This is a genomic window from Dactylosporangium sp. NPDC050688 (assembly GCF_040654515.1).
Lineage (GTDB): Bacteria > Actinomycetota > Actinomycetes > Mycobacteriales > Micromonosporaceae > Dactylosporangium.
Map to the genome: position 1 here is coordinate 30450 of NZ_JBFAIC010000021.1, position 19863 is coordinate 50312.

Annotated in this window: 21 protein-coding genes and 2 pseudogenes; 9 read left to right on the forward strand and 14 right to left on the reverse strand. The window is 69.3% G+C overall.

The window, feature by feature from the left end; all coding sequences use genetic code 11:
* The first annotated feature begins 10 nt into the window (after positions 1 to 10).
* The 3 genes from AB0H83_RS21385 to AB0H83_RS21395 all read left to right on the forward strand — a co-directional run bounded on the left by AB0H83_RS21385 (position 11) and on the right by AB0H83_RS21395 (position 2414).
* A complete protein-coding gene (locus AB0H83_RS21385) occupies positions 11 to 373 on the forward strand; it encodes a hypothetical protein (protein ID WP_360096467.1) in 363 nt (120 codons plus the stop codon).
* A gap of 197 nt (positions 374 to 570) precedes the next feature.
* A complete protein-coding gene (locus AB0H83_RS21390) occupies positions 571 to 942 on the forward strand; it encodes a metalloregulator ArsR/SmtB family transcription factor (protein ID WP_360096470.1) in 372 nt (123 codons plus the stop codon).
* A gap of 263 nt (positions 943 to 1205) precedes the next feature.
* A complete protein-coding gene (locus tag AB0H83_RS21395; RefSeq protein WP_360096473.1) occupies positions 1206 to 2414 on the forward strand; it encodes a hypothetical protein in 1209 nt (402 codons plus the stop codon).
* A 559-nt stretch (positions 2415 to 2973) separates the two neighbouring features.
* On the opposite strand, the gene AB0H83_RS21400 is transcribed toward AB0H83_RS21395, so the two are convergent.
* Positions 2974 to 4251 carry a hypothetical protein gene (locus AB0H83_RS21400; RefSeq protein WP_360096476.1) on the reverse strand — a complete coding sequence of 426 codons (1278 nt, stop codon included), beginning with the start codon at positions 4249 to 4251 and terminating at the stop codon, positions 2974 to 2976.
* Positions 4252 to 5000: 749 nt separating this feature from the next.
* Here AB0H83_RS21400 and AB0H83_RS21405 point away from each other — a divergent pair.
* Positions 5001 to 5878 (forward strand): annotated as a pseudogene (locus AB0H83_RS21405) (IS5 family transposase).
* 165 nt (positions 5879 to 6043) lie between these two features.
* Here the strand turns inward: AB0H83_RS21405 and AB0H83_RS21410 are convergent.
* Complete coding sequence (locus tag AB0H83_RS21410) at positions 6044 to 6922, reverse strand: Ig domain-containing protein (protein WP_360096479.1); 879 nt, start codon at positions 6920 to 6922, stop codon at positions 6044 to 6046.
* A 9-nt stretch (positions 6923 to 6931) separates the two neighbouring features.
* Positions 6932 to 7066 (reverse strand): annotated as a pseudogene (locus tag AB0H83_RS21415) (thiamine pyrophosphate-dependent enzyme); the annotation flags it as partial.
* 457 nt (positions 7067 to 7523) lie between these two features.
* On the opposite strand from AB0H83_RS21415, the gene AB0H83_RS21420 reads away from it, so the two are divergent.
* Positions 7524 to 8270 (forward strand): hypothetical protein, encoded by a 747-nt coding sequence (locus AB0H83_RS21420; RefSeq protein ID WP_360096482.1) that lies wholly within the window; start codon positions 7524 to 7526, stop codon positions 8268 to 8270.
* A 100-nt stretch (positions 8271 to 8370) separates the two neighbouring features.
* Positions 8371 to 8655, forward strand: a complete 285-nt coding sequence (locus AB0H83_RS21425; RefSeq protein ID WP_360096485.1) for a hypothetical protein — start codon at positions 8371 to 8373, stop codon at positions 8653 to 8655.
* A gap of 165 nt (positions 8656 to 8820) precedes the next feature.
* Here AB0H83_RS21425 and AB0H83_RS21430 read toward each other — a convergent pair whose 3' ends face one another.
* From AB0H83_RS21430 to AB0H83_RS21440, 3 genes are all read right to left on the reverse strand, one after another.
* A complete protein-coding gene (locus tag AB0H83_RS21430; RefSeq protein WP_360096488.1) occupies positions 8821 to 9384 on the reverse strand; it encodes a hypothetical protein in 564 nt (187 codons plus the stop codon).
* A 356-nt stretch (positions 9385 to 9740) separates the two neighbouring features.
* Positions 9741 to 10418: a hypothetical protein gene (locus AB0H83_RS21435; protein WP_360096491.1), complete on the reverse strand. Its 678-nt coding sequence runs from the start codon at positions 10416 to 10418 to the stop codon at positions 9741 to 9743.
* A 484-nt stretch (positions 10419 to 10902) separates the two neighbouring features.
* On the reverse strand, positions 10903 to 11289 hold the full coding sequence (locus AB0H83_RS21440; RefSeq protein ID WP_360096494.1) for a DUF3592 domain-containing protein: 387 nt from the start codon (positions 11287 to 11289) through the stop codon (positions 10903 to 10905).
* Between the two features lie 512 nt (positions 11290 to 11801).
* Between AB0H83_RS21440 and AB0H83_RS21445 the strand changes: the two genes are divergently transcribed.
* The gene (locus AB0H83_RS21445; RefSeq protein WP_360096497.1) at positions 11802 to 12770 is read left to right on the forward strand and encodes a hypothetical protein; all 969 of its coding nucleotides are present in this window, start codon (positions 11802 to 11804) and stop codon (positions 12768 to 12770) included.
* 303 nt (positions 12771 to 13073) lie between these two features.
* Positions 13074 to 13328: a hypothetical protein gene (locus AB0H83_RS21450; RefSeq protein WP_360096500.1), complete on the forward strand. Its 255-nt coding sequence runs from the start codon at positions 13074 to 13076 to the stop codon at positions 13326 to 13328.
* A 96-nt stretch (positions 13329 to 13424) separates the two neighbouring features.
* On the opposite strand, the gene AB0H83_RS21455 is transcribed toward AB0H83_RS21450, so the two are convergent.
* From AB0H83_RS21455 to gdhA, 8 genes are all read right to left on the reverse strand, one after another.
* Positions 13425 to 13724 carry a hypothetical protein gene (locus AB0H83_RS21455; protein ID WP_360096503.1) on the reverse strand — a complete coding sequence of 100 codons (300 nt, stop codon included), beginning with the start codon at positions 13722 to 13724 and terminating at the stop codon, positions 13425 to 13427.
* Between the two features lie 183 nt (positions 13725 to 13907).
* Positions 13908 to 14375 (reverse strand): SUKH-4 family immunity protein, encoded by a 468-nt coding sequence (locus AB0H83_RS21460; RefSeq protein WP_360096506.1) that lies wholly within the window; start codon positions 14373 to 14375, stop codon positions 13908 to 13910.
* Between the two features lie 101 nt (positions 14376 to 14476).
* Positions 14477 to 14716: a hypothetical protein gene (locus tag AB0H83_RS21465; protein ID WP_360096509.1), complete on the reverse strand. Its 240-nt coding sequence runs from the start codon at positions 14714 to 14716 to the stop codon at positions 14477 to 14479.
* Positions 14717 to 14793: 77 nt separating this feature from the next.
* The gene (locus AB0H83_RS21470; protein WP_360096512.1) at positions 14794 to 15372 is read right to left on the reverse strand and encodes a dihydrofolate reductase family protein; all 579 of its coding nucleotides are present in this window, start codon (positions 15370 to 15372) and stop codon (positions 14794 to 14796) included.
* Positions 15372 to 16556 carry an RNA polymerase sigma factor gene (locus AB0H83_RS21475; protein WP_360096515.1) on the reverse strand — a complete coding sequence of 395 codons (1185 nt, stop codon included), beginning with the start codon at positions 16554 to 16556 and terminating at the stop codon, positions 15372 to 15374. The genes AB0H83_RS21470 and AB0H83_RS21475 overlap by 1 nt, the downstream gene beginning before the upstream one ends.
* A gap of 19 nt (positions 16557 to 16575) precedes the next feature.
* On the reverse strand, positions 16576 to 16929 hold the full coding sequence (locus AB0H83_RS21480; protein WP_360096518.1) for a YciI family protein: 354 nt from the start codon (positions 16927 to 16929) through the stop codon (positions 16576 to 16578).
* A gap of 43 nt (positions 16930 to 16972) precedes the next feature.
* The gene (locus AB0H83_RS21485; RefSeq protein WP_360096521.1) at positions 16973 to 17386 is read right to left on the reverse strand and encodes a DUF6069 family protein; all 414 of its coding nucleotides are present in this window, start codon (positions 17384 to 17386) and stop codon (positions 16973 to 16975) included.
* Positions 17387 to 17704: 318 nt separating this feature from the next.
* A complete protein-coding gene (gene gdhA, locus AB0H83_RS21490) occupies positions 17705 to 19048 on the reverse strand; it encodes an NADP-specific glutamate dehydrogenase (RefSeq protein WP_360096524.1) in 1344 nt (447 codons plus the stop codon).
* A 312-nt stretch (positions 19049 to 19360) separates the two neighbouring features.
* Here gdhA and AB0H83_RS21495 point away from each other — a divergent pair, with 312 nt between their 5' ends.
* Positions 19361 to 19861 carry a cation:proton antiporter regulatory subunit gene (locus AB0H83_RS21495; protein WP_360096527.1) on the forward strand — a complete coding sequence of 167 codons (501 nt, stop codon included), beginning with the start codon at positions 19361 to 19363 and terminating at the stop codon, positions 19859 to 19861.
* Positions 19862 to 19863: the final 2 nt, after the last annotated feature.

The window sequence follows — 19863 nt, forward strand, 5'->3', positions numbered from 1 at the left end:
TGTGCGACCCTTGGCGATCATGGCGGTTCGGAACGATTCGGCCGGCTGGCTCGTGCTCTGGCTGGAGCCGCTGGGCGAAGACTTCTGGCTGCGGCCGGCGGAGACATTCCAAAACCGGTCTCCTTACGCCGGCGCTGAACTCGAATGCATCGTCAACTACTGGGTCAACGACGACGATCGCGCGGCTGGGATCGGGACCGTGACCATGTGGATTCAGAACCGGGATCCCTTCGAGGTCGTGGTCACGGATGGCAGAGGGGCCGTCGTTGAATGCGGACACGGTCGCCCTGTCGAGATCGCCGAGAAGTGGGCCGCGCAACGCGAGCAAGGTCAGACTCAGGTGGACGATCGGGAATCGAACGACGGACCGTAGACGTGAGCACACATCTGCCGCGAAGCGCTCGCCACGGTCTCGCATGGCGATCAATGATCGCCATGCGTGTGACCTGCGGCTTCACCGCCGTCCGTGCCTGGACCCGCCCAACTGTGCAACGTTGTACCCGGCGTCGCGGTCGCAGTCGGACGTCCTTATCCTGATTCCACCAGCTTATCGATGGCATCGGTGCAACGATGGAGGGCGTGGGAACTGCGACAACTGCTACGCCTGCTATCTCGCCGCTTGCCGGCGATCCGATTGAGCGTGCCGATGCCGAGCGGCTCGCGGGAGTACTGAAAGCTTTCGCCGATCCGGCCCGGCTGCAACTGCTGAGTCTGATCCAGTCCGCTCCGGAGAGCGAAGCGTCCGTGAGTGACCTCACCGCGCCGCTTGGTCTGTCCCAGCCGACCGTGAGCCATCATCTTCGGATCCTCACCGAAGCCGGCCTGCTCGAGCGCGAGAAGCGCGGCGTCTGGGCGTACTACCGCCTGGTGCCGTCCGCGATCGCGGCCATCGCCGACCTGTTGACGCCGCCCCGCAAGCGGGGGACGAAGAGGGCCCGCTGAGCGGCACTATCGAAGGCCATGAACGCGTCAAGCGAACTGCGCCCAATCCGCCAATTCCCTCGATCAGATGTGCGCACCTGCCGCCGTTGGTGCGCGGTGGCTGGTCCGTGCGCCAACGGGCAGCGCCAGCACGGCAAGGCCAAGGCGTACGGTCCTCGCAGCGAGCGCCTGCCTGTGCTTGTACAAGGAGCGTCAGGCGCGGGCGCTGTTAGGTTGTCCGGGTGAACAGCCCACTTCGGCGTTTGTACAGGTGACGGCGAGCCGTGTCCTTTCACGCCTATGGTCCGGCTGGCGACGACCTGGCACTGCTTGACGACCTTCGCCGGGGTGACGACCTTCCCCAGGGTGCTGACGAGCCGTTCTGGCGTGCACCGTACTCGTTTCTGTGGTCTGCGCTCTATTGCGGCGGGATTCTGACGCCGGCCACCGTAGATGGTGTGCGGTATCTCGTCCGGACGGTCGCAGAGCCCGGGTTCGGTGGCGAGGACCGGCCCCTGCGCGTTGCGGCCGTCTGGTTCCTGCGCGAGGTCGCCCGTGAGGTGCTCACGGGTGTCGACCGAGCGAAGGCGTCCCGCCGTGACGATCCCGATGTACGTTCCTGGCTGATCGGGTACCTTCGCGAGCGGCGCTTCGTGCTGGGCTGGACGGACGCTGACGCGCCGGGCCGGGTGCTGCTGGCCGCGGCACGCGTGGACTGTTTCGACCTGCTGCCTCAGGTGTACACGGCGGTCGAGCCGCTGTTAGCCACTCAGGCGCCGGCGCTGCGGGGTTGCGCGGCTTTGACGGCCGCGACGCTGAGCGGCCACCCCGATCTGGTGGTGCATCGGCCTCGGCTGCTGGCGTACCTGCTGGCAGAAGGCGCTTCGACCGACGCGCACTATCGGGCCTCGATGCTGCTCGGCGTCGGCGAACTGGGCGGGTCGCCTCGGGCGTGGCTGCGTGACCCGCATCCAGGTGTGCGAGTGTGCGCCGCGCTGGCTCCGGCACTTGCCGACGATCCCGAGGCGAACACGGTGCTGCTGACCGAGGCGTCCAGGGACCCCGACGTCATCGGCATGGGAGGATTCCAAGGCATGGGGCTCTCGGCTCTGCCGAACCCGGAAGCCACGCTCGCAGAACGGTTGTGCGCGGTCGTCCGCGACGTCGACCGCCTCCTGCCAGCTGCTATCGCGGCGGTACCGTCGGCCCCGACGTACCTCGACATCGGAACGCAGCGCCGGGCACCCGGGGCACTGGCCGAGCCATACCTGCGGGTGCTCTTCCCAGACGGCCTGCTGCCGTCGCCGGCGGCGGCCACGCCCGCCCAGCGCCGACTCGCCGCGACCGTCACCCGGCACGCGACCTTCGGCGAACCCGACACCCAGCAACGGCCTTCCCGGGGCGGGTACCACGAAGCCTGGAACGCCACCTTCTCACGACTCGGCCTGCCCAACGACCGGTCCTCCTGGCAGACCCTGGCCGACCACGTCTGAGCCGATCTAGAGCGGCCGCGACCACCGGCGTGCCGCCGACTGCCCGTACGCCGACTGCCTGCGCGACCCGCCCGCGGTCCGGCTGGGGCTGCGCTACCACCGGCTGCCGCCCGCAACGACGCCGACCTGCGCCACCGGATCGCGCTGACGGGCCTCGACCCGTGGCGGCCACCTGCGCCGCACCCCGCTCGCCGGCCTCTGAACGCGATACGGGGTGCGTCCACCCGCATATCCCGGCAAAGGCCGACTCGGTGTGTACCGCGGCGGCCTGCTCGGTGTCGAGACTGGCGACCAGTTCTGGCTTGGCGGTGGTGGTGGCGAACGTGTCGTTTGCTGCTTCGACACCTGCACTGCTCGGACCGGTGTCGTAAGGCCGCATCTCGCGACCGGACCGGCTGACCTTCGCGTCGACGCGGGACGGCTCGCCTGTCGCCCTGGGAGCGGACACCGGCCGCCCAGGGGCCGCAACCCCTGAGTTGTCCAGGCGACTTCCGGGTCGCCGCCGTCGCGCCGCCACGACTTCTGGGTTGTGGCCACAACCCAGAAGTCGTGGTCCCGCTCAGAAGTTGGTCGGCATCGAGTAGATCATCCGGCCGTAGGTCGGGGTGGCGTTCTGGTAGTACTCGGAGACCGACCACAGCTGGCCGGTGCTGCGCCAGAACGACAGGTCCTCCGGGCCGATCGGCGTCGCCCGGCTCGCGCCGAGGGTAAACGTGGTGCTGGTCTCGGTGGTCTGCAGCAGCGACCCGTTGTTGTGGCCGTTGCTCTTGTTGAAGTACCAGTAGATGCCGTTCGTCGCCGCGCCCTGGATCTGCCTACTCGGCAGGTTCTTCACCCAGCTCGGGGACAGCGTGCTGCCCGCACCGGGCACGGCCGACGCCATCGGGTAGGCCGCCAGGCGGCCAGGAACACTCTTGGTGGACTCGCAGAACTCCCCGACGATCAGCCGGTCCGGGTCGTTCGGGCGGTCCACGGCCAGGTACGAGAAGCGGGCCTTGCCGCTGTCCGGGTTGCAGAAGTCAGCACTGGCCGCCGGTGAGCTGACCTTCCAGTACCCGATCTGCGGGATGACGTACTTGTACTGCGCCGCGCAGTAGGTGCCGTTCTGCAGCCCGATGTAGCTGCAGCTAGTGGTGCCGTTCGTGGATGCGCCCAGATCGTAGATGTAGTCCAGGCTGAACACGCGGATGCCGTTGGCGGTGTCCGGCACGTACAGGTAACGGCCGTACCACAGCAGGCCTCCCGCGTGGATCTTGATGGGACTGTAGCCGGCCGGGCTGGTGCCGAAGGCGTCCACCAGCAGGACGTGCCGGTACTCGCCGGTCGCCCAGTTGATCACGCTGATTCGGATCCCGTTCGGACCGTCGGCGTCGCCGGGCGCCCCGTGATACCAGCCGACGATCGACGCGGAGCGGCCGTTCCACGTCTCGTCCATGTTCATGTCCGAGGTCGTGGTCATGCCCTGCGGGACCCAGGCGTTGCCCACCTCCGGGTCTTTCCAGCTGCTGGCGTCGACGTCGTCGAAGCAGTACCAGTCGATGACCGCGGCCGAGCCCTTCGCGTCGTCGCACTGCGTGCCGCGGTACACCAGGCCGTACAGACCGTCGTCGATGACGGCGGTCATGGACGCCTTCACCATGTTGACGTACCCGGCGGCGCTGTCGGGTGTCCAGGTCATGGTGAAGGCCGCGGTGTTGCTGATCGCGGCCTGCGCGGGCGCGGCGTGCAGCGGCGTCACCGCGGCGGTCGCACACACGGCGGCAAGCAGGCCGCCCGCCGTACGCCGCCATCGTGCGGCACGCCGCCGCGGGGTCACCTGATCTCGGTAGTCGCTCATCTGCACCCTTTCGTGACTGTGCCACCCGGCCTCGTCCGGGCGGCGCCGCGGCCGCACGTTCGCAGCCGTCCTCGTGAGTTAGTGCTGGGTAACGAGCCGCCATCGAAAGCCATTCCATCAATGGCGACTACTGTCGAAGAGGACATCGTCGCCGCCGCGGACGCCGGCGACAGCTAATCCGGACGATCCCGGACAGGGGACGGGTGGGCCGACCGGATCCGGAGGGCGCCGCCGACCTGAACAACCTGGTCGCGCGGCTCGCCGTCGAGTCGCATCCTGTACCGCCGGCTGTGCGCCTGCGGAAGGCGTGGGCGGGTGACCCGTCCTACACGCTGATCACCAGGCGGATCAGCGAGGCCAGTGACTGGCCCGGCACGTACAGCGTGAGCTTGTTCGCGGAGGACATCATCGGCATCCTGGACCAACTGGGCACCGGCGCGGTGGACCTGGTCGGTCACTCCCTCGGCGGTCTGGTGGCCTGTCCGGATCACGGCACCCACCCTGCTCCTCGGCGGCGGAGCAGCGAGCCCGGTCCCTGTCGGGCTCGTAAATCCGGTTGGGGCTGTGACGTGCGATTTTGTGTGGAGTCTGCCCGGCGGTACTAGGTCGTGTGTCGAATTCGGGCGTGGTGCTTGAGCTGCCCTGACGTGATCGGGAGCGTGTCGGAGATCGACAATGGGCGAGGTCTCCGGTAGTTGGTTCATCGACCAAGAAGAACCTGCACCGGAGACCTCGTGGACACCATAGCGGTGACGAGGTGGCACGACCTGACCGACGCACAGTGGGCAGCGCTGGAACCGTTGCTGCCCAAGCCCGTCCGGTCGGGCCGGCCGTCGTTGTTCAGTAAGCGGCAGTTGATTGATGGGATTCGGTGGCGGGTCCGTGTCGGTGCGCCCTGGCGGGACGTGCCGGCGTGTTACGGGTCGTGGTCGGCGGTGGCCGGGTTGTTCCGCAGGTGGCAGCGGGCTGGGGTCTGGGCACAGGTTCTGACCGCGTTGCAGGCTCACGCCGATGCGGCTGGGCGCATCGTGTGGGATGTGTCCGTGGACTCCACGATCGCCCGTGCGCATCAGCATGCCGCTGGAGCGCGGAAAAGGGGGATCTGCAAGCGGAACCGCCCGGCGGTGTCCGGGACGAGCCTGCCGATCATGCCCTGGGTCGTTCCCGTGGTGGGCTGACCACGAAGATCCACCTTGGATGTGAGCAGGGTCAGAAGCCGTTGTCGCTGGTGCTGACCGCCGGGCAACGCGGCGACAGCCCGCAGTTCACCGTGGTCGTGGACGGCATCCGGGTGCCTAGATTGCACGGCGGGCGGCCGCGCACCCGACCGGACCGGGTCCTGGCCGACAAGGCGTATACGTCCCGCGGCAACCGCCGTTACCTGCGCCGCCGTGGGATCAAGGCGTGTATCCCGTCCAAGGCCGATCAGGACGCCAACCGGCGCAAGCTCGGGTCGAAGGGTGGCCGGCCGCCTGCCTTCGACCCTGAGCTGTACAAACAGCGCCACGCGGTGGAGTGCGGCATCAACCGGCTGAAACGCAACCGCAGTGTCGCCACCCGCTTCGACAAGCTCGCCGTCCGGTACGAAGCTACCCTGCACATCGCCGAGATCAACGAATGGCTATGACTTCGACACACGAACTAACGCCTGTGCACCGATGGCCGCACCGCCGCCCGACGGGCCGCGTCGATGACCGTCGACGCATCCACCAACGGGAGCTCGAGGCCCACGGCCAGCGGTAGCGCGGCCAGGCGGCGCCGGTCCGGTCCGGACGGGCGCCGCCGGCGTTGATCAGCAGCGCGTGCAGGGAGAGTCCTTGCGGACGCTCCAGGTGAAGGTGGTGCTGCCCAGGCTGCCGAATCCGTCGTTGGCGGTGACCGTGACGTTGTAGGAGCCGATTTGGGTGAGCGTGCCGCTGATCCGGCCGGTCCCGGGGTCGATGGTCAGCCCGGGCGGTAGGTTGACCGCCGTCCAGGTGTACGAGTAACTGCCGCCGGTGGCCTGCATCTGCAGCCCCCCGTTGTCCCCCTTGAGTGAGCTCTGGGTGCCCGGGTTGGTGACCGTCACCGTGCTGGGATTCGGGCCGGTGGGCGGAATTTCCGGAAACGAGCAGGTCAGCGATACCTGCTGCGACGCGATCGATCTGGTGATGTACTCCGGTTCGCCCGAGCGGTACTGGACGGTGGCGGTCGCTCGACCCGAGTAGAAGCCCGAGTCGCAGAGCGTGTTCGGGGTGGTGACGCCGAGCGCGACCACGGGGATCGAGGTGCCGTCCGTCCACAGCGTCGTCCGGCCGTTCACGGTCGTGCCGGCGCCGCCGCTCGTCCCGTGGTACAGCAGCTCCACCGTGAGGTCGACGCGCCGCACCGCGCCGTCGCACTGGACCGTCGCGGTGTAGTTGACGATGTTGTTGGCCGCTTTCCACGGCACGCTGTCCGGCAGGACGTACCAGCAGTAGTGGCCGTCGGGGGTCGCGGCGGCGGCCGGCGTGCCGAGGCCCAGGGACGCAATGGACATGGCCGCTGCGGCCACGGTCAGCAACAGGCGGGACCTGTTGCGACGCAAGAGCTTCACACTCATCGATGAATGTTCGCACGGACGAGTCGGGAGCGGCAATGGCCTCGTACAGCTGACGGGAAGGGGGGCGACGCCCTCGATGTCGGTGTGCACGTCGAGGACGACCGGGCGGCCGGCGGACAGGGCCTGGTCCAGGGCCGGTCGCAAGTCGGCCGGCTTGTCGACCCGGATGTCCTGGGCGCCCATCTCGGTGGCGACGCGGGCGAAGTCGACGTCGACGTAGGTCCACAGCTCCCGTGACTGCTCGGTGCCCTGCCCGCCGTACGCCCGGTCGAAGCGCGCTTGCTCTGGTTGAGCCTCGGTCTTTCGTTAGCTGTTGATCAAGCTGGTTCGACGGCGGGTTGATGTTGCTTTGGCCGGTAGCCGCTACCTCTTCATCTCCCAGCGGACCAGGCCGCACATGCGATCTTGCCGGTGTGATCCCGGGTGCTCGCCCGGAACCGGCCATCCCGCCAGTAGCCGATGCGCCCGCATGCGGTCATCCAGACCCCGATAGAGACCATCCGCTCATGACCGCTGGTCTCGCGCGGCGCCGGCACCGTGGTCGTCACAGCGAGCGACGCGCCCCGGCGACGCCGACGCTTCCTGTCTTGCCGATGAGCGGTTTGGAACGAAGCGGAATCTGGCGTTCTCGGCGGCGCCGGTGAGCTCGCGTACGCATGTGATGAGTTGGCGGTCCTCGAGGGCCGGATCGGTGGGCCGCTGCCTGAGCCGGCGGCTCCTGCTATCCTCGCGGCCTCGATCGCTTCCGGGAGCGTGGATGAACACGGTGGTACGTGAGGGCGCAAGCCTGGTGATCGGACTCATCGGCACTGCGCTGCTGGCGATCGGGCTCAACCAGATCATCGACATCGGCAGCTGTGTCTCCGGCGGCTCGTACGTGGTCGCGAACCCGTGCCCCGAAGGCTCGGACAGCCTGTTCTGGCTGACGTTCGCCGGTGCGATCCTGTGGATCGCCGGCATGTTGATGAGCATGCGGATCTTCGAACCGGGCGCCGGGCAGGTGCTGTGGGTCGTCGGCTTCGCCGGAGGCGGCGCCGCCATGCTCATCAAGGCGTTCACCCAGTCGTCACTGCCTCCGGACGCGAAGCTCGGCACCACCATCACGGGCGCGACTTTCCTGCCCATGGGTCTGATCCTCGGCATCGTCGGCATCGTGCAACTGGTCCGCAGGCGGCGTGCCCCGGCACCGCCCAAGAAGCGCGCCACCGGCGGCACGCAACGCGCCGACCCATGGACCCGGCTGAAGGCCCTCAACGATCTGCGCAGCACTGGGGCCCTGACCCGCGCCGAGTACGACGTGCTCAAGACCGACCTCGACAGCCCGCCGACCGACGGTGATCGCTTCACCCTGATCCGGCAGCTGGCCGCGAAGCGGAACGCGGGCGTGCTGAGCACCGAGCAATTCGAGGCCGCGAAAGGCCGCGTCATGCGCGGGTGAGCAGGCGTAGCCGGCTTCGTCCGTAAACTGGACCAAGGTGCGTGACGTCTGGGCCTGGGCGCATCACGCGGCGCGTTGACCGGAGAGCTATCCTGCGCGGATGGACGAGCCCCAGAGGACGTACTCGATCTCGGTTCGGTTGCAGCGGACCACGACCGAGGAGGCGTATCTGTCCGTTCCTGTCGACGAGGCGATCATGAAGGATGAGGCGGCATCCGACGGCAGCTACCGGATCGATCCCGTCAAACTCTGGGCTGAGGCGATTCGATTGGCCGGGGAGTCGGCCGACTGGACGACAGAAGCTCGGCAGGTGACGCCTCATCCGATCCAGCAGGCACCACCTTCGATCGCGGAGCAACTTCGGGAGCAGCCGCCTGAGGCGTGAGACCGGACTTACGGTCTGCCGTCGCGGGCCGGGTGCGTGCAGCGGTGTCCGCACACGCCGCAGGTCGCGCGGGCGGTGGTCGGTTGATGCGTACGGTCGGTGACCTGCGCCAGCGGCGGCAGGTCGTCCCGAACTGGCTCCGTGCCGACGGCGTGTTGCGAGGAGCTACAGCAGGTCCAGCACGGTGTCGATCCTTGCGGCCAGGACGATGTCCATGGCGCCGTCGACTTGGACCATGACCACCGAGCCGTCTGCCGACCGAGCCAGGCGGATCGTCAAGGCGGGCGTGCCGGCCAACGGATACTCGAACCAGCCGTCGGCGGTCTCGTCGTTGGTGCCCTCCAGCGCACCGGTCAGCGCGGCCTCGTCCAGTTCGTCGTATCGGTAATCGATGTAGGCACTGATCTGCCGTAGCGCCTGCACGACGTGGTCCTCAACGACCCATCCTGCGACCCGTGTGATGCGCTCAGGCACGCCGGCATCCGGGGCTCCAGGCCGGGGCGGTACGAGGGAGTCCGGCTGCGGGTCGTAGACATCCAGCCCGAACGCGCCCGCCACGACGGGCAGCGCCGCGGTGGCCGGCCAGCCGAAGGGTAGCGTCAGCACGACGAACCGGTCGGCCAGATCAGTCCTGCCGTACGGGCGCCAATCCAGATCCTGATGCCATGGCGCGATCATGCTGGCGAGCTCAGGCCAGCGACGCAACAGCTCCGCACGGAACGCCAGCACCCGCGCATCCGGTACCAGCCCGTTCGCCCGCTAGCCGCTCAGCCAGCCGACGGGGATTCCTCGCCGCTCCGGACGGCCAGAAGTAGACGTCGTAGCTCACCGGGAGCAGCGTAAACGACTGATCAAGACGCCGCTCGGAAGCCGCAAGCGGGCGCGCTCTTCTGCCGCGATCCGGCCGCGACTGGTCGGACGGTCACTGTCCGGCCTGAGCCCGCCAGAGGCGCAAGGTCCGCCGCGCCGTGGACGAGCCACTCGCCTGCGCCGTTCCTGGCGAGCACCAAGCCGCGTTCGTTGATCGAGATCCAAGGGTTCTCGTTGCCGGACGCACGCAGCGCATCCTGTCAGCCCCCTGTCGATCACAGTGCCGCGAGCGGGTATCCGATCGCGACGACGTCCGCATGCAGGCCCGCCAGGGTCGCCTCCGGATTGAGTGCCCGCACCGTGGCGTCGGTGAGCGGGATCTGCGCGACGATGTGCCCGACCGTGCTCCGGTCCACCTGCATCTCGTAGTAATCCTCGGCGAACGCAACGTACCGATCGGCGATGTCGTCGAGCAGGATTGCGAGCATGCCGGAGCCGTCCGGCCCGCTATCGTAGAGCCCACGCGGCGGCGGGACGGTGATGTCCGCCCCAGCATGCCAGCGATCGTCACCGCCGAGCCGCCACAACACCGCGGTGGCCAGGAACCGCCCATCCTCGTCGCCGAACGCCGGCTCCTCGACCTGGGCGGCGAACACCGCTGGCATACCGTCGAGCAGCCCCGGCCACAGTTCGTGGTCCGCATCCTGGGACGGCGACATTGCCGACTCGTGGTCGAATACCCGGATGAACGCGCCGTCCGCGGTGAACACGACAGCCCACTCATCGCCGCTGCCGTTGCTCATCAGCGCCGCCTCATCGTCACCCCATTCACGGGTGTACGTGTAGTACGGCTCGTCACCACCGATGATGCACTCCAGCACGGCGAGAGCCCGGCAACGGTTCCGCAGCACCTCGATCGGGGGCAGCTTCGCGGCAATGTCGTACACGATCACCCGATGACCCTACCGAGCTCACGCCGGGGCGATCTTGGCATCCGCTGTGCCGCCGGTCGGGCGCTGCCGCTCTTCGAGGTCACAGGGCGTACGTCGATCTGGCGGCATGCGCTGTGGAGCCGTTGCACTCTCGTGCCGGTGCGCGAACGCCGTACAGCACCTTTATCTGATCCGTATCAGCAAGGACGAATCGTGCTTTCACCCGAGGGCAAGGCGTCCCACAACGTATTCGCTCGTTCTCGCGCTATCAGCAAGGCCGGCCGGGTTAGAACGACGTCGCCGGCCCGCTGAACGCCCATGATGAGGCCGAGTTCGTCGGCTCCGGGGTCCCCGCCCGGCGCGTACCGCGGGGCAATGCCACGTAAGGACAGGTATCCGAGCAGGTCAGCCTCCCACTCAGCCCTTTCAACCTGACGTTGCAGCTCAGGGCCGGTAGTCGGGACGCATGGACCGGGGTCGACAGACCGGCCGACGCGCCCCGTGCCTACCGAGCCCGCCTACAGGTCCGCCACCCCATCGCCAGACCCCCACAGAGGGCCACCATCGCCACAAGCCCGGCGACCACCGGCCAGACCACAGCTGGCCCGGCGTCCGCGGCGCGGGCGTACCGGGGACGCTCCGCGTTGTAGCGAACCCGCAGCCGGTCACCCGCCGACAGCCGGCCGCGCATCTCGTACACGATCGTGGTGACCGGCCGCCCGTCCGCCGTGACGAACCGGACGGTGAGCGTCCCGCCGTTGCCCTTCACATGCGGGTTCCACGCCACGACCTCCGCGTCGGCGGTGGGCCGGTCACCGAACAGCGCGATGTTGCGGGCCGTGGCATCCACGCAGTACACGGCCGGCGCGATGCCCAGCCCGAACACGAACACCGCGACCAGCAGATCCTTCCACCGGTCGCTGATCCGTCGCGGCCGACGACCCAGCCGCCCAGCTGACGGAGGTGTCGGCGGACGTAGCGGCGGGTGAGAGGACACGACACCAGTGTGCCCGCAAGTCGCAACAGACCGATCATCCGACCGGACACTCAGCCCTTCCAACCTGACGTTGCAGCTCAGAGCCGGTAGGCGAGACGCATGGACCGGGGTCGACAGAGCGAGAGGCTCCCGGTAAGACAGCTGTCGACCAAAATCAGAAGCCACGCCGAGAAGCGTTCACCCGATCTTGCTTCGCTCAAGGTTTGTCGACCTCGGATTACAGTTGAGTAGCAACGAGATCCGCTGACCGTTCGGCCGGCTCGTCCTGGCTGGGTGGACCACGGCGGTTCACGCCGCTCGGGTGATCCCAGGCATTACGGCACCGTGCTGGAGCACCGCCGAGCGCGCTTCAACCGCGGCCGCGGCAGATGCGGGATAACCGCTGGGGCGCCGGGTAGCGTGCCGCCGTGAACACACAGACGAGCGAGCCGCACGTCGGGATCACCCCGAACCTGTTCGGAATCGCGTACGGCCTGACAGGCCTGGCCGGCTGCTGGGGCTACGCCGCGCTGCTGCAGTTCGCACCCGCGCTCGTTTCCGACATCCTGTGCGTCTTGGCCGCCGTCGTCTGGCTCACGCTCCTCGTCAGCTATGTCTCGCAGGTGCGGCGGCGACCCGGCGGCTGGCACGCTGAACTGACCGACCCGGTGCTGGGACCGTTCGTCTCGCTGATCCCGATCGTCGGCATGCTGCTGGCCATCGGCCTGATGCGACACGAACGAGCGGCGGGTCAGTGGCTGTTCGGCGTGTTCGCCGCCGTCACGATCGTGCTGGCCGGGTGGATGACCGGCCAATGGATCTCCGGCGGCCTCGACCTGGACAAGCTGCATCCCGGCTACGTGCTGCCCGCCGTCGCCGGAGGACTCATCGCCACCATCGGCGCGGCCCTCGCCGGCTGGTCAGGCCCCGCCCGGGTGTTCTTCGGCCTCGGTCTCGTGTCGTGGCTCGTCATCGAGTCGATGATCCTGGCCCGGCTGTACTTCCGCCCCCCGCTTCCCCCGCAACTGCAGCCCACCCTGGCGATCCAGGCGGCCCCGCCCGCCCTCGCCGGCCTGGCGTACCTGACCATCACCCGCGGCAAGGTCGACGCCGTGACCTTCGGGCTCGCCGGCTACACACTCCTGGCAGCCCTCACCCAGCTCCGGCTCGTCGGCGTGTACCGCCACCTGCACTTCACCCCCGGATTCTGGGCGTACGCCTTCCCCTATGCGGCGGTCGCCACCTTCGCGCTGCACTGGGTCGCCTACGCCCACCCGCCGGGCTACCGGATCTGGGCCTGGATCGTCATCCTCGCGATCACCGCGTTCGTCGCCGCCCTCGCGGCCGAGACGACAGCGGCCCTCGCCCGGCACCGCTTCCTGCCGCAGCTCCGCTGAACCCCGCGAGTTCGTCGTGCCCACCACCGGCGTGACGCGCTCTGTTGGGCCACTCGGCGGGGTGGCGGTACGGGTCGCGGTGCGGATCACCGAGCCGTTGACGGCATGCCTGCCCCGCCGGGCCTGACCGGGGCGTCCGGGCGGCGTTTCCCGGCGCCTCGAACGCCGCACCTCGAACACCACGGTCTGGGGCGACGGCACCATCAGCGCCATCGTGATCCGCCCCGATCGACTCCCGGATAAGGTGCGGCTTGCCGGGGCCGGCACTCACTACTCGCCGCCCGCCGAGTGGCTTCCACAGCGATGTTCCTGCTCGCCGCGCTCGTCACCACCGGGCTGAGCGTCGCGCCGTGGTACGCGTCGCGGGCGGTCGACTCGGCCACCGGCGCGCGCATCGCCGCCGCCCGCCGCCGCCGTCGACGGGCTCGCAGTCACGCTGCTGCCGCCCCCCGCCGGGAAGCGGGCAGCCTCCTTCCGCCCGACGTCCCGGCCGCTCTCGCGCTGGTGTCGACCGGCCGCATGCTGCCGCTGTTCGCATCTGCTGCCGTTGTCCGATGATGCCTTGACGGCGGTGCCTGTCGGGCCGTCCGGGGAAGCGGTCGCCGAGGTTGCGCGCTCGGCCCAGTGGATTGCAACGTCAAGCGGCTCGATGGCTCACTCGTCCTCGATGTATCCCGTGGCGGGGTCAACCTGGGCCAGGAAGCCGCGGATGTTCTCCGTGTGTCCGTCGAGCGACAGGTTCGGGGTCGGACTCACGCCGAATCCATAGCCGGGGTTCGGCCCGCTCAGCCACGCGTAATCAGTGCCTCCGAACTCGTTCGGGCTGAGGGCGAACAACTCCCCGTCGACGCGAAGCGTGAGGGACCCGACGCCGGCCGCACCTTCGGTTTCGGGGCACACGCCGGGCACGGCCTCCGGGTCGCCTTCGCCGCTGTCCGGGTAGATCGCCTTCACGCAACCATTTTCGCGCGCTTGCCCGGCCGGCGTCCTGGATTCATGCTGACCTCAGGGCCACCCGAGAGGTCCCGCCACGGACCGCCAATCGATCACGCAGGTATCCACAACACCATGCCTCAGAGCAGAGGCGGCGATCGGATGCCCGTTGCCGCCGTTGACGCGCTGACCGGGCGGCGCTCGTCACAGGATCCCGTCGTCGACCTGTTCCAGGACGAGCGACCACCATCCGCCCTTGACGGCGGGTCTGTCGATCTCCCGTAACGTCTGCTTGAGCTGTTTGATGCGGGCAACCCGGTGGTCCGGCCGGCCGGCGGCGGGCTTGATCTCACCACGCCGGAACGCGGCGAGTTTCTCGGCCATCTGTTCGGCCGTGTAGGTCGCCGGCGGCGGATCGTCGGTGGCGGCGAAGAACTCGCCGAACAGGTCGAGGAACCGGCGCAGCGCGTCGACGGAGGAGTTCATCGGCGTCCGGGTGCGCCGGTCCGGGGAGTACGACCACACCGCGCCGGCGCTGTCGAGCCCGACCAGTTCGGTGGTGGGTTCCCACACGTAGCCGATGATCGACAGCCGCTCGCCGTCCACGACGACCTCAGCCGGCACGGCCGTGGTGTCCAGCACGACACCGAGCGTGGCGTCGTTCGATCCCATGACCACCCCCAGCGGCGAAGACTGCAACGCCATGTCCGCGCGTCCGCGGCTGCCGCGACGCGGCCCCGGCGGGCCGGCGTCGCGGCAAGCCATGATGCCGGTCAGCCCGCGAGGGGGTGGCCGCCGTCGCCGTCGACCTTGACGTCCATGATGCCGTCCTCGTCGAGGTCCACCATGGTGACGTTCACGGCGCCGTCGCCGTCGCCGTCGAGCTGGAACAGGTCAGCCTTGCCGTTGCCGTCGGTGTCGATCGCCAGCACGTCGGCGGCCCCGTCCTGGTTCGTGTCGACGGCCAGCAGCTCAACGCGCTGATCGCCCCGGGTCTCGACTGATTCGCTCATGTCCGTCGCCTCTCCTACCTGTCGCTGAAGGACCGCATCGTAGTCCTCCCGGACGGTGGCCGGTGTCGGCCGGGCGCTCAGACATGCAGGGTCGGCCGGTAGGTCAGCTCCTGGGTGCGACCGTCCAGGGTCCGGCTCTGCACCAGTTCCAGGTCGAAGTCGGCCGCACCCTGGAAGATCGGCTCGGTCCCGGTCTGGCCGGTGATCACCGGGAAGACCGTCACCTGGACGAAGTCGACCAAACCGGCGGCCATCAGCGCCCGGTTCAACGACAGGCTGCCGTGCGACCGCAGCGGCACGTCCGACTGCTGCTTGAGCGCGGCGACGACGTCGACGGCGTCGCCGCGCACGACGGTCGCGTCCGGCCAGTCCAGGGGCCCGTGCAGCGTGCTGGACACCACCGTCGCCGGCAGGTTCCGCATCCGGGTGACCCAGGCGTCGCGTACCTCGGCGTCCTCGGTGCTGTCGGCCAGCATCCTCGCGAACACCCGGTACGTGTTGGCGCCGAACACCATGCGCTGCTCCCCGCCGTACAGGCTGAGGCGGTGCTCGAGCAGCTCGGGGCCCTGTTTGCCCCAGTAGCCGCCCCAGTCACCGCTGGTGGTGCCGAAGCCGTCGAGACTGCAGAAGACGTCGAACGTGTAGGTGGCGGTCATCATGTACTCCTCGCAGCGCGGCGCGCCTGCAGGAAGGCGCGCTCGGTGTCGTTGGTGGCCAGCGCCACGGCCTGGTCGTAGGCGTCTCGGGCCTCCGCGTCGCGGCCGAGCCGCGCCAGCAGCTCGGCCCGGGTGGCGGGCAGCCTGTGGTAGCCGGGCAGATCGAGGTCCTCCAGCGCGGCGAGCGCCGCCGCCGGGCCGTGCACCTCGGCGACGGCGACCGCACGGTTGAGCGCGATGACCGGCGTCGGGGCGATCGTGAGGAGCTGGTCGTACAGTGCCAGGACCTGCCGCCAGTCGGTGGCGGCACCGTCGGTGTGCACGGCGTTGATCGCCGCCTGGATCTGGTACGGGCCGGGCCGGTTGCGCCGCAGGCAACGGCGGACCAGGTCGTGGCCCTCGGCGATGAGCGCCCGGTCCCACAACGACCGGTCCTGGTCGGTCAGCAGCACCAGCTCGCCGGCCGCGTCGAGCCGGGCCGGGCGGCGCGCCTCGGTGAGCAGCAGCAGGGCCAGCAGGCCGAGGACCTCGGGTTCGTCGGGCATCAGGGTGGCGAGCTCGCGGGCGAGCCGGATCGCCTCCGTGCACAGCTCCGTGCGGATCAGCGGCCCGTCGGTGGACGCGTAACCCTCGTTGAACATCAGGTAGAGCACGGTGAGCACGGGCGGCAGCCGGTCCGGCAGCTCATGTCCGGCCGGCACCCGGTACGGGATGCCGGCGTCGCGGATCTTCTTCTTGGCGCGCACGATCCGCTGGGCGACCGTCGCCTCCTGGACCAGGTAGGCCCGGGCGATCTCGGGTACCTCCAGGCCGCCGAGCAGGCGCAGCGTGAGCGCGGTCCGCGCGTCAGGGGCGAGCGCCGGGTGGCAGCAGGTGAAGATGAGTCGCAACTGGTCGTCCTTCACCGGTCCCATCTCCGGGGGCTCGTCCTGCTGGTGCAGCAGCAGGGCCTGGGCGTGCCGGGCCTGCCGGGTCGACTCCCGGCGGAGCCGGTCCACGGCCCGGTTGCGTGCGGTCGTCACGATCCAGGCACCCGGGTTCGGCGGCGGGGTCTGCCACTTCTGCACCGCCGTGGTGAACGCGTCCTGGACCGCCTCCTCGGCGAGGTTGATGTCACCGAGGAGGCGGGTCAGGGTGGCGACGCAGCGGCCGTACTCCGCGCGGTAGATGCCCGCCAGGTCCATGTCGGGTGCCGGCCCCTGCTCAGGCCTGGGACAGGTCGTCGAAGGGGCGCACCTCGACCGGGCCGCAGGCCGCCGCGCACTGCTCCGCCCAGGCCAGCGCCTGGTCCAGGTCCGCGCACTTGATGACCCAGAACCCGGCGATGTGCTCCTTCGTCTCCACGAACGGCCCGTCGCTCATGGTGGTGGCGCCGTTCTCGATCCGTACGACGGTCGCGCTCTCCGGCGACATGAGCCCTCCGCCGAAGACCCAGGCGCCCGCGGCCTGCAGTTCGTCGTTGATCCGGGCGGTCTCGCGGAACATGGTCTGCGTCTCGTCATCGGACATCGGCGGTGCACCCTCGACGCTGTGCACGGAAATCAGGTACTGCCTCATGACGGTCCTCCGTAGCTGGATGGATGGTGCGGTGACGACAGGCTCAGGCGGCCAGGCGGCGCGCGACAGCGGGGATCACGATCGCGGCCGCGACCAGGTGGGTGAGCATCAGCAGCGCCTTCGTGGGCGCGGTGGCGTCGGCGAGCACGTCCGGCACCAGCGACAGGACGGTCAGCACCACCGTCGTGCGGACGAAGGTGCGCCGCGGGTGCCGGGCGAAACGGGCCAGCAGCGCGGCGATGACCACGCCGATCGCCGAGAAGGCGGCGGTCAGCACGCCGAACCCCGAGACCGGGATCGGTGCACCGGCCATGTCGAGACTGATCCCGGCCGCGTGGCCGGCGGCGGCGACGGCCATGGTGGCGGCGCTCGCGGCGACCACGGCGGCGGCCCCGGCCCTGATCAGCGGGCCGATGGTGGAAGCGGCGGCGCGGGTCGCGTTCACGGTGGTGGTCATCGTGCTCTCCAGCGGGTGTCTGGGCCGGCGCTGTGCCGGGCTCTCACCAGAGCTACGAAAAGGACCGACCCCGATCGACAAGCCCGCCGGAAAGATTTTCGAAGAACCATCCGCCGGGCATACCGGACGAACCCGACGGTACGCCGCTGCGACGCGGCGTGCGCCTGGATGCTCGCGTCGCCCGCCGTGCGAGGCTGCGATCAGCTCGATGCCGGGATACGCCAGGGCGCTGGCGGCCAGGGCTCTTGGCCGCCCGGCGCAGGGCCGAGCGGCTGGTTGAACGAAACGCCGGCGCCGCGCCGGCCCTGGCTGACGAGGTCAGATGAGGCCGTGGGCCAGCATCGCCTCGGCGACCCGGCGGAACCCGTCGATGTTGGCCCCGGCGACGTAGTCGCCGGGCATGCCGTACTCCTCGGCGGTGGCATGGCAGCGGTCGTGGATGTCCCGCATGATCTCCCGCAGCCGCTGCTCGGAGTGGGTGAACGTCCACGAGTCGCGGCTCGCGTTCTGCTGCATCTCCAGGGCGCTGGCGGCCACGCCACCGGCGTTGGCGGCCTTGCCCGGGGCGAACCGTACACCTGCCGCGGCGAACGCGCGGATCGCCTCCGGGCTGGTCGGCATGTTCGCGCCCTCCACCACCATCACACAGCCGCCCTTGATCAGGGCCGCCGCGTCGGTGGCGCCGATCTCGTTCTGCGTGGCGCACGGCAGGGCGACCTGGCACGGCACCTCCCACACCGGCCGGCCGGCGTTGAAGCGGGCGTGCGGGCGGGCCTGGACGTAGGCGTCGATGCGAGCGCGGCGGACCTCCTTGAGGTCCTTGAGCAGCGCGACGTCGATGCCCTGGTCGTCGAGGATGTAGCCGGAGGAGTCGGAGCAGGCCACGACGGTGCCGCCGAGCTGATGGATCTTCTCGATGGCGTAGATGGCCACGTTGCCGGAGCCGGACACCACCACGCGCTTGCCGTCGAAGCTGTCACCGGCCGCGTGCAGCATCTCCTCGGCGAAGAACACCGCGCCGTAGCCGGTCGCCTCCCGCCGGACCTGCGCACCGCCGTAGCTGAGGCCCTTGCCGGTCAGCACCCCGGACTCGTACCGGTTCGTGATGCGCTTGTACTGCCCGAACAGGTACCCGATCTCGCGGCCGCCGACGCCGATGTCGCCGGCGGGGACGTCGGTGTACTCGCCGATGTGCCGGTACAGCTCGGTCATGAACGACTGGCAGAACCGCATGACCTCCCGATCCGAGCGGCCCTTCGGGTCGAAGTCCGAACCGCCCTTGCCACCGCCGATCGGCATGCCGGTGAGCGCATTCTTGAACAGCTGCTCGAAGCCCAGGAACTTCACGATGCCGAGGTACACCGAAGGATGGAACCGCAGCCCGCCCTTGTACGGGCCGAGGGCGCTGTTGAACTCCACCCGGAACCCGCGGTTGATGTGCACCTCACCGCGGTCGTCCTCCCACGGCACCCGGAAGATGATCTGCCGCTCCGGCTCGCAGATCCGTTCGATGATCTTCGCGTCGGCGTACTCCGGGTGCTTCTGCAATGCGGGCGCCACGCTGTCGAGCACCTCACGGACCGCTTGATGGAACTCGTCCTCGCCGGGGTTCCGGCGGGTCACATCAGCGAAGATCGCCGTGAGCTTGTCTCGTACGGTCATTCGGGGCCCCTTCCGGGTGACGCGACCTGTTCAGTCGCCCGCCGGCGGGTGCATCGGCGGCGGTCGCCCACACCGTTGTGGACTGTGCTCGTGGACCCGCTGTGATCTCGCAGGCGCACGCATTACACGTCATCGACCGTCGTTGCCAGCGGCGTCGCGGCACCAACGTGATCTTCGCCGCACCGCCCGGGTGGCGGCGTCGTCGTGGATGCGTGGTCCTGTATACGGCAGCAGCGGGGACTGTGGCAGTGTGGCGCCTCGCACAGCGTGGCGTTCGGGCGGGGCGATCATGAACCCGGGTACTGTGGCGGTGTGCGCGTAAGGGTAGAGCAGACCGAGCTGCCGGGTATCGGCGTCCGGCACGATCTGGTGACGTCGTCAGGCCGGACCCTGGGGGTGGTGTCGCACCGCAGCGGACGCCGCGACCTGGTGCTCTACGACGTGGACGACCCCGACGCGAGCCTCGCCTGCATCCCGCTCACCGACGATGAGGCCGAAGCCCTCGCCGACGTCCTCGGCGCGTCGCTGATGCTCAGCCAGCTGGCCGGTCTGCGGCAGCAGGCCGCCGGGCTGCTGACCGAGCAGGTCTCGCTGAACGCGGGCTCGCCGTTCGTCGGCCGGAGCCTCGGCGACACCCGCACCCGCACGTTGACCGGAGCGTCGATCGTCGCGGTGCTGCGCGACGCACAGGTCATCGCCTCGCCGGGACCGGAGTTCGTGTTCGCCGCGAACGACGTCGTGGTCGTGGTCGGCACCCGTACGGGCGTCGACGGGGCCACCGCCATCCTCGCCTCCGGCGAACCGCGCGGCTGATC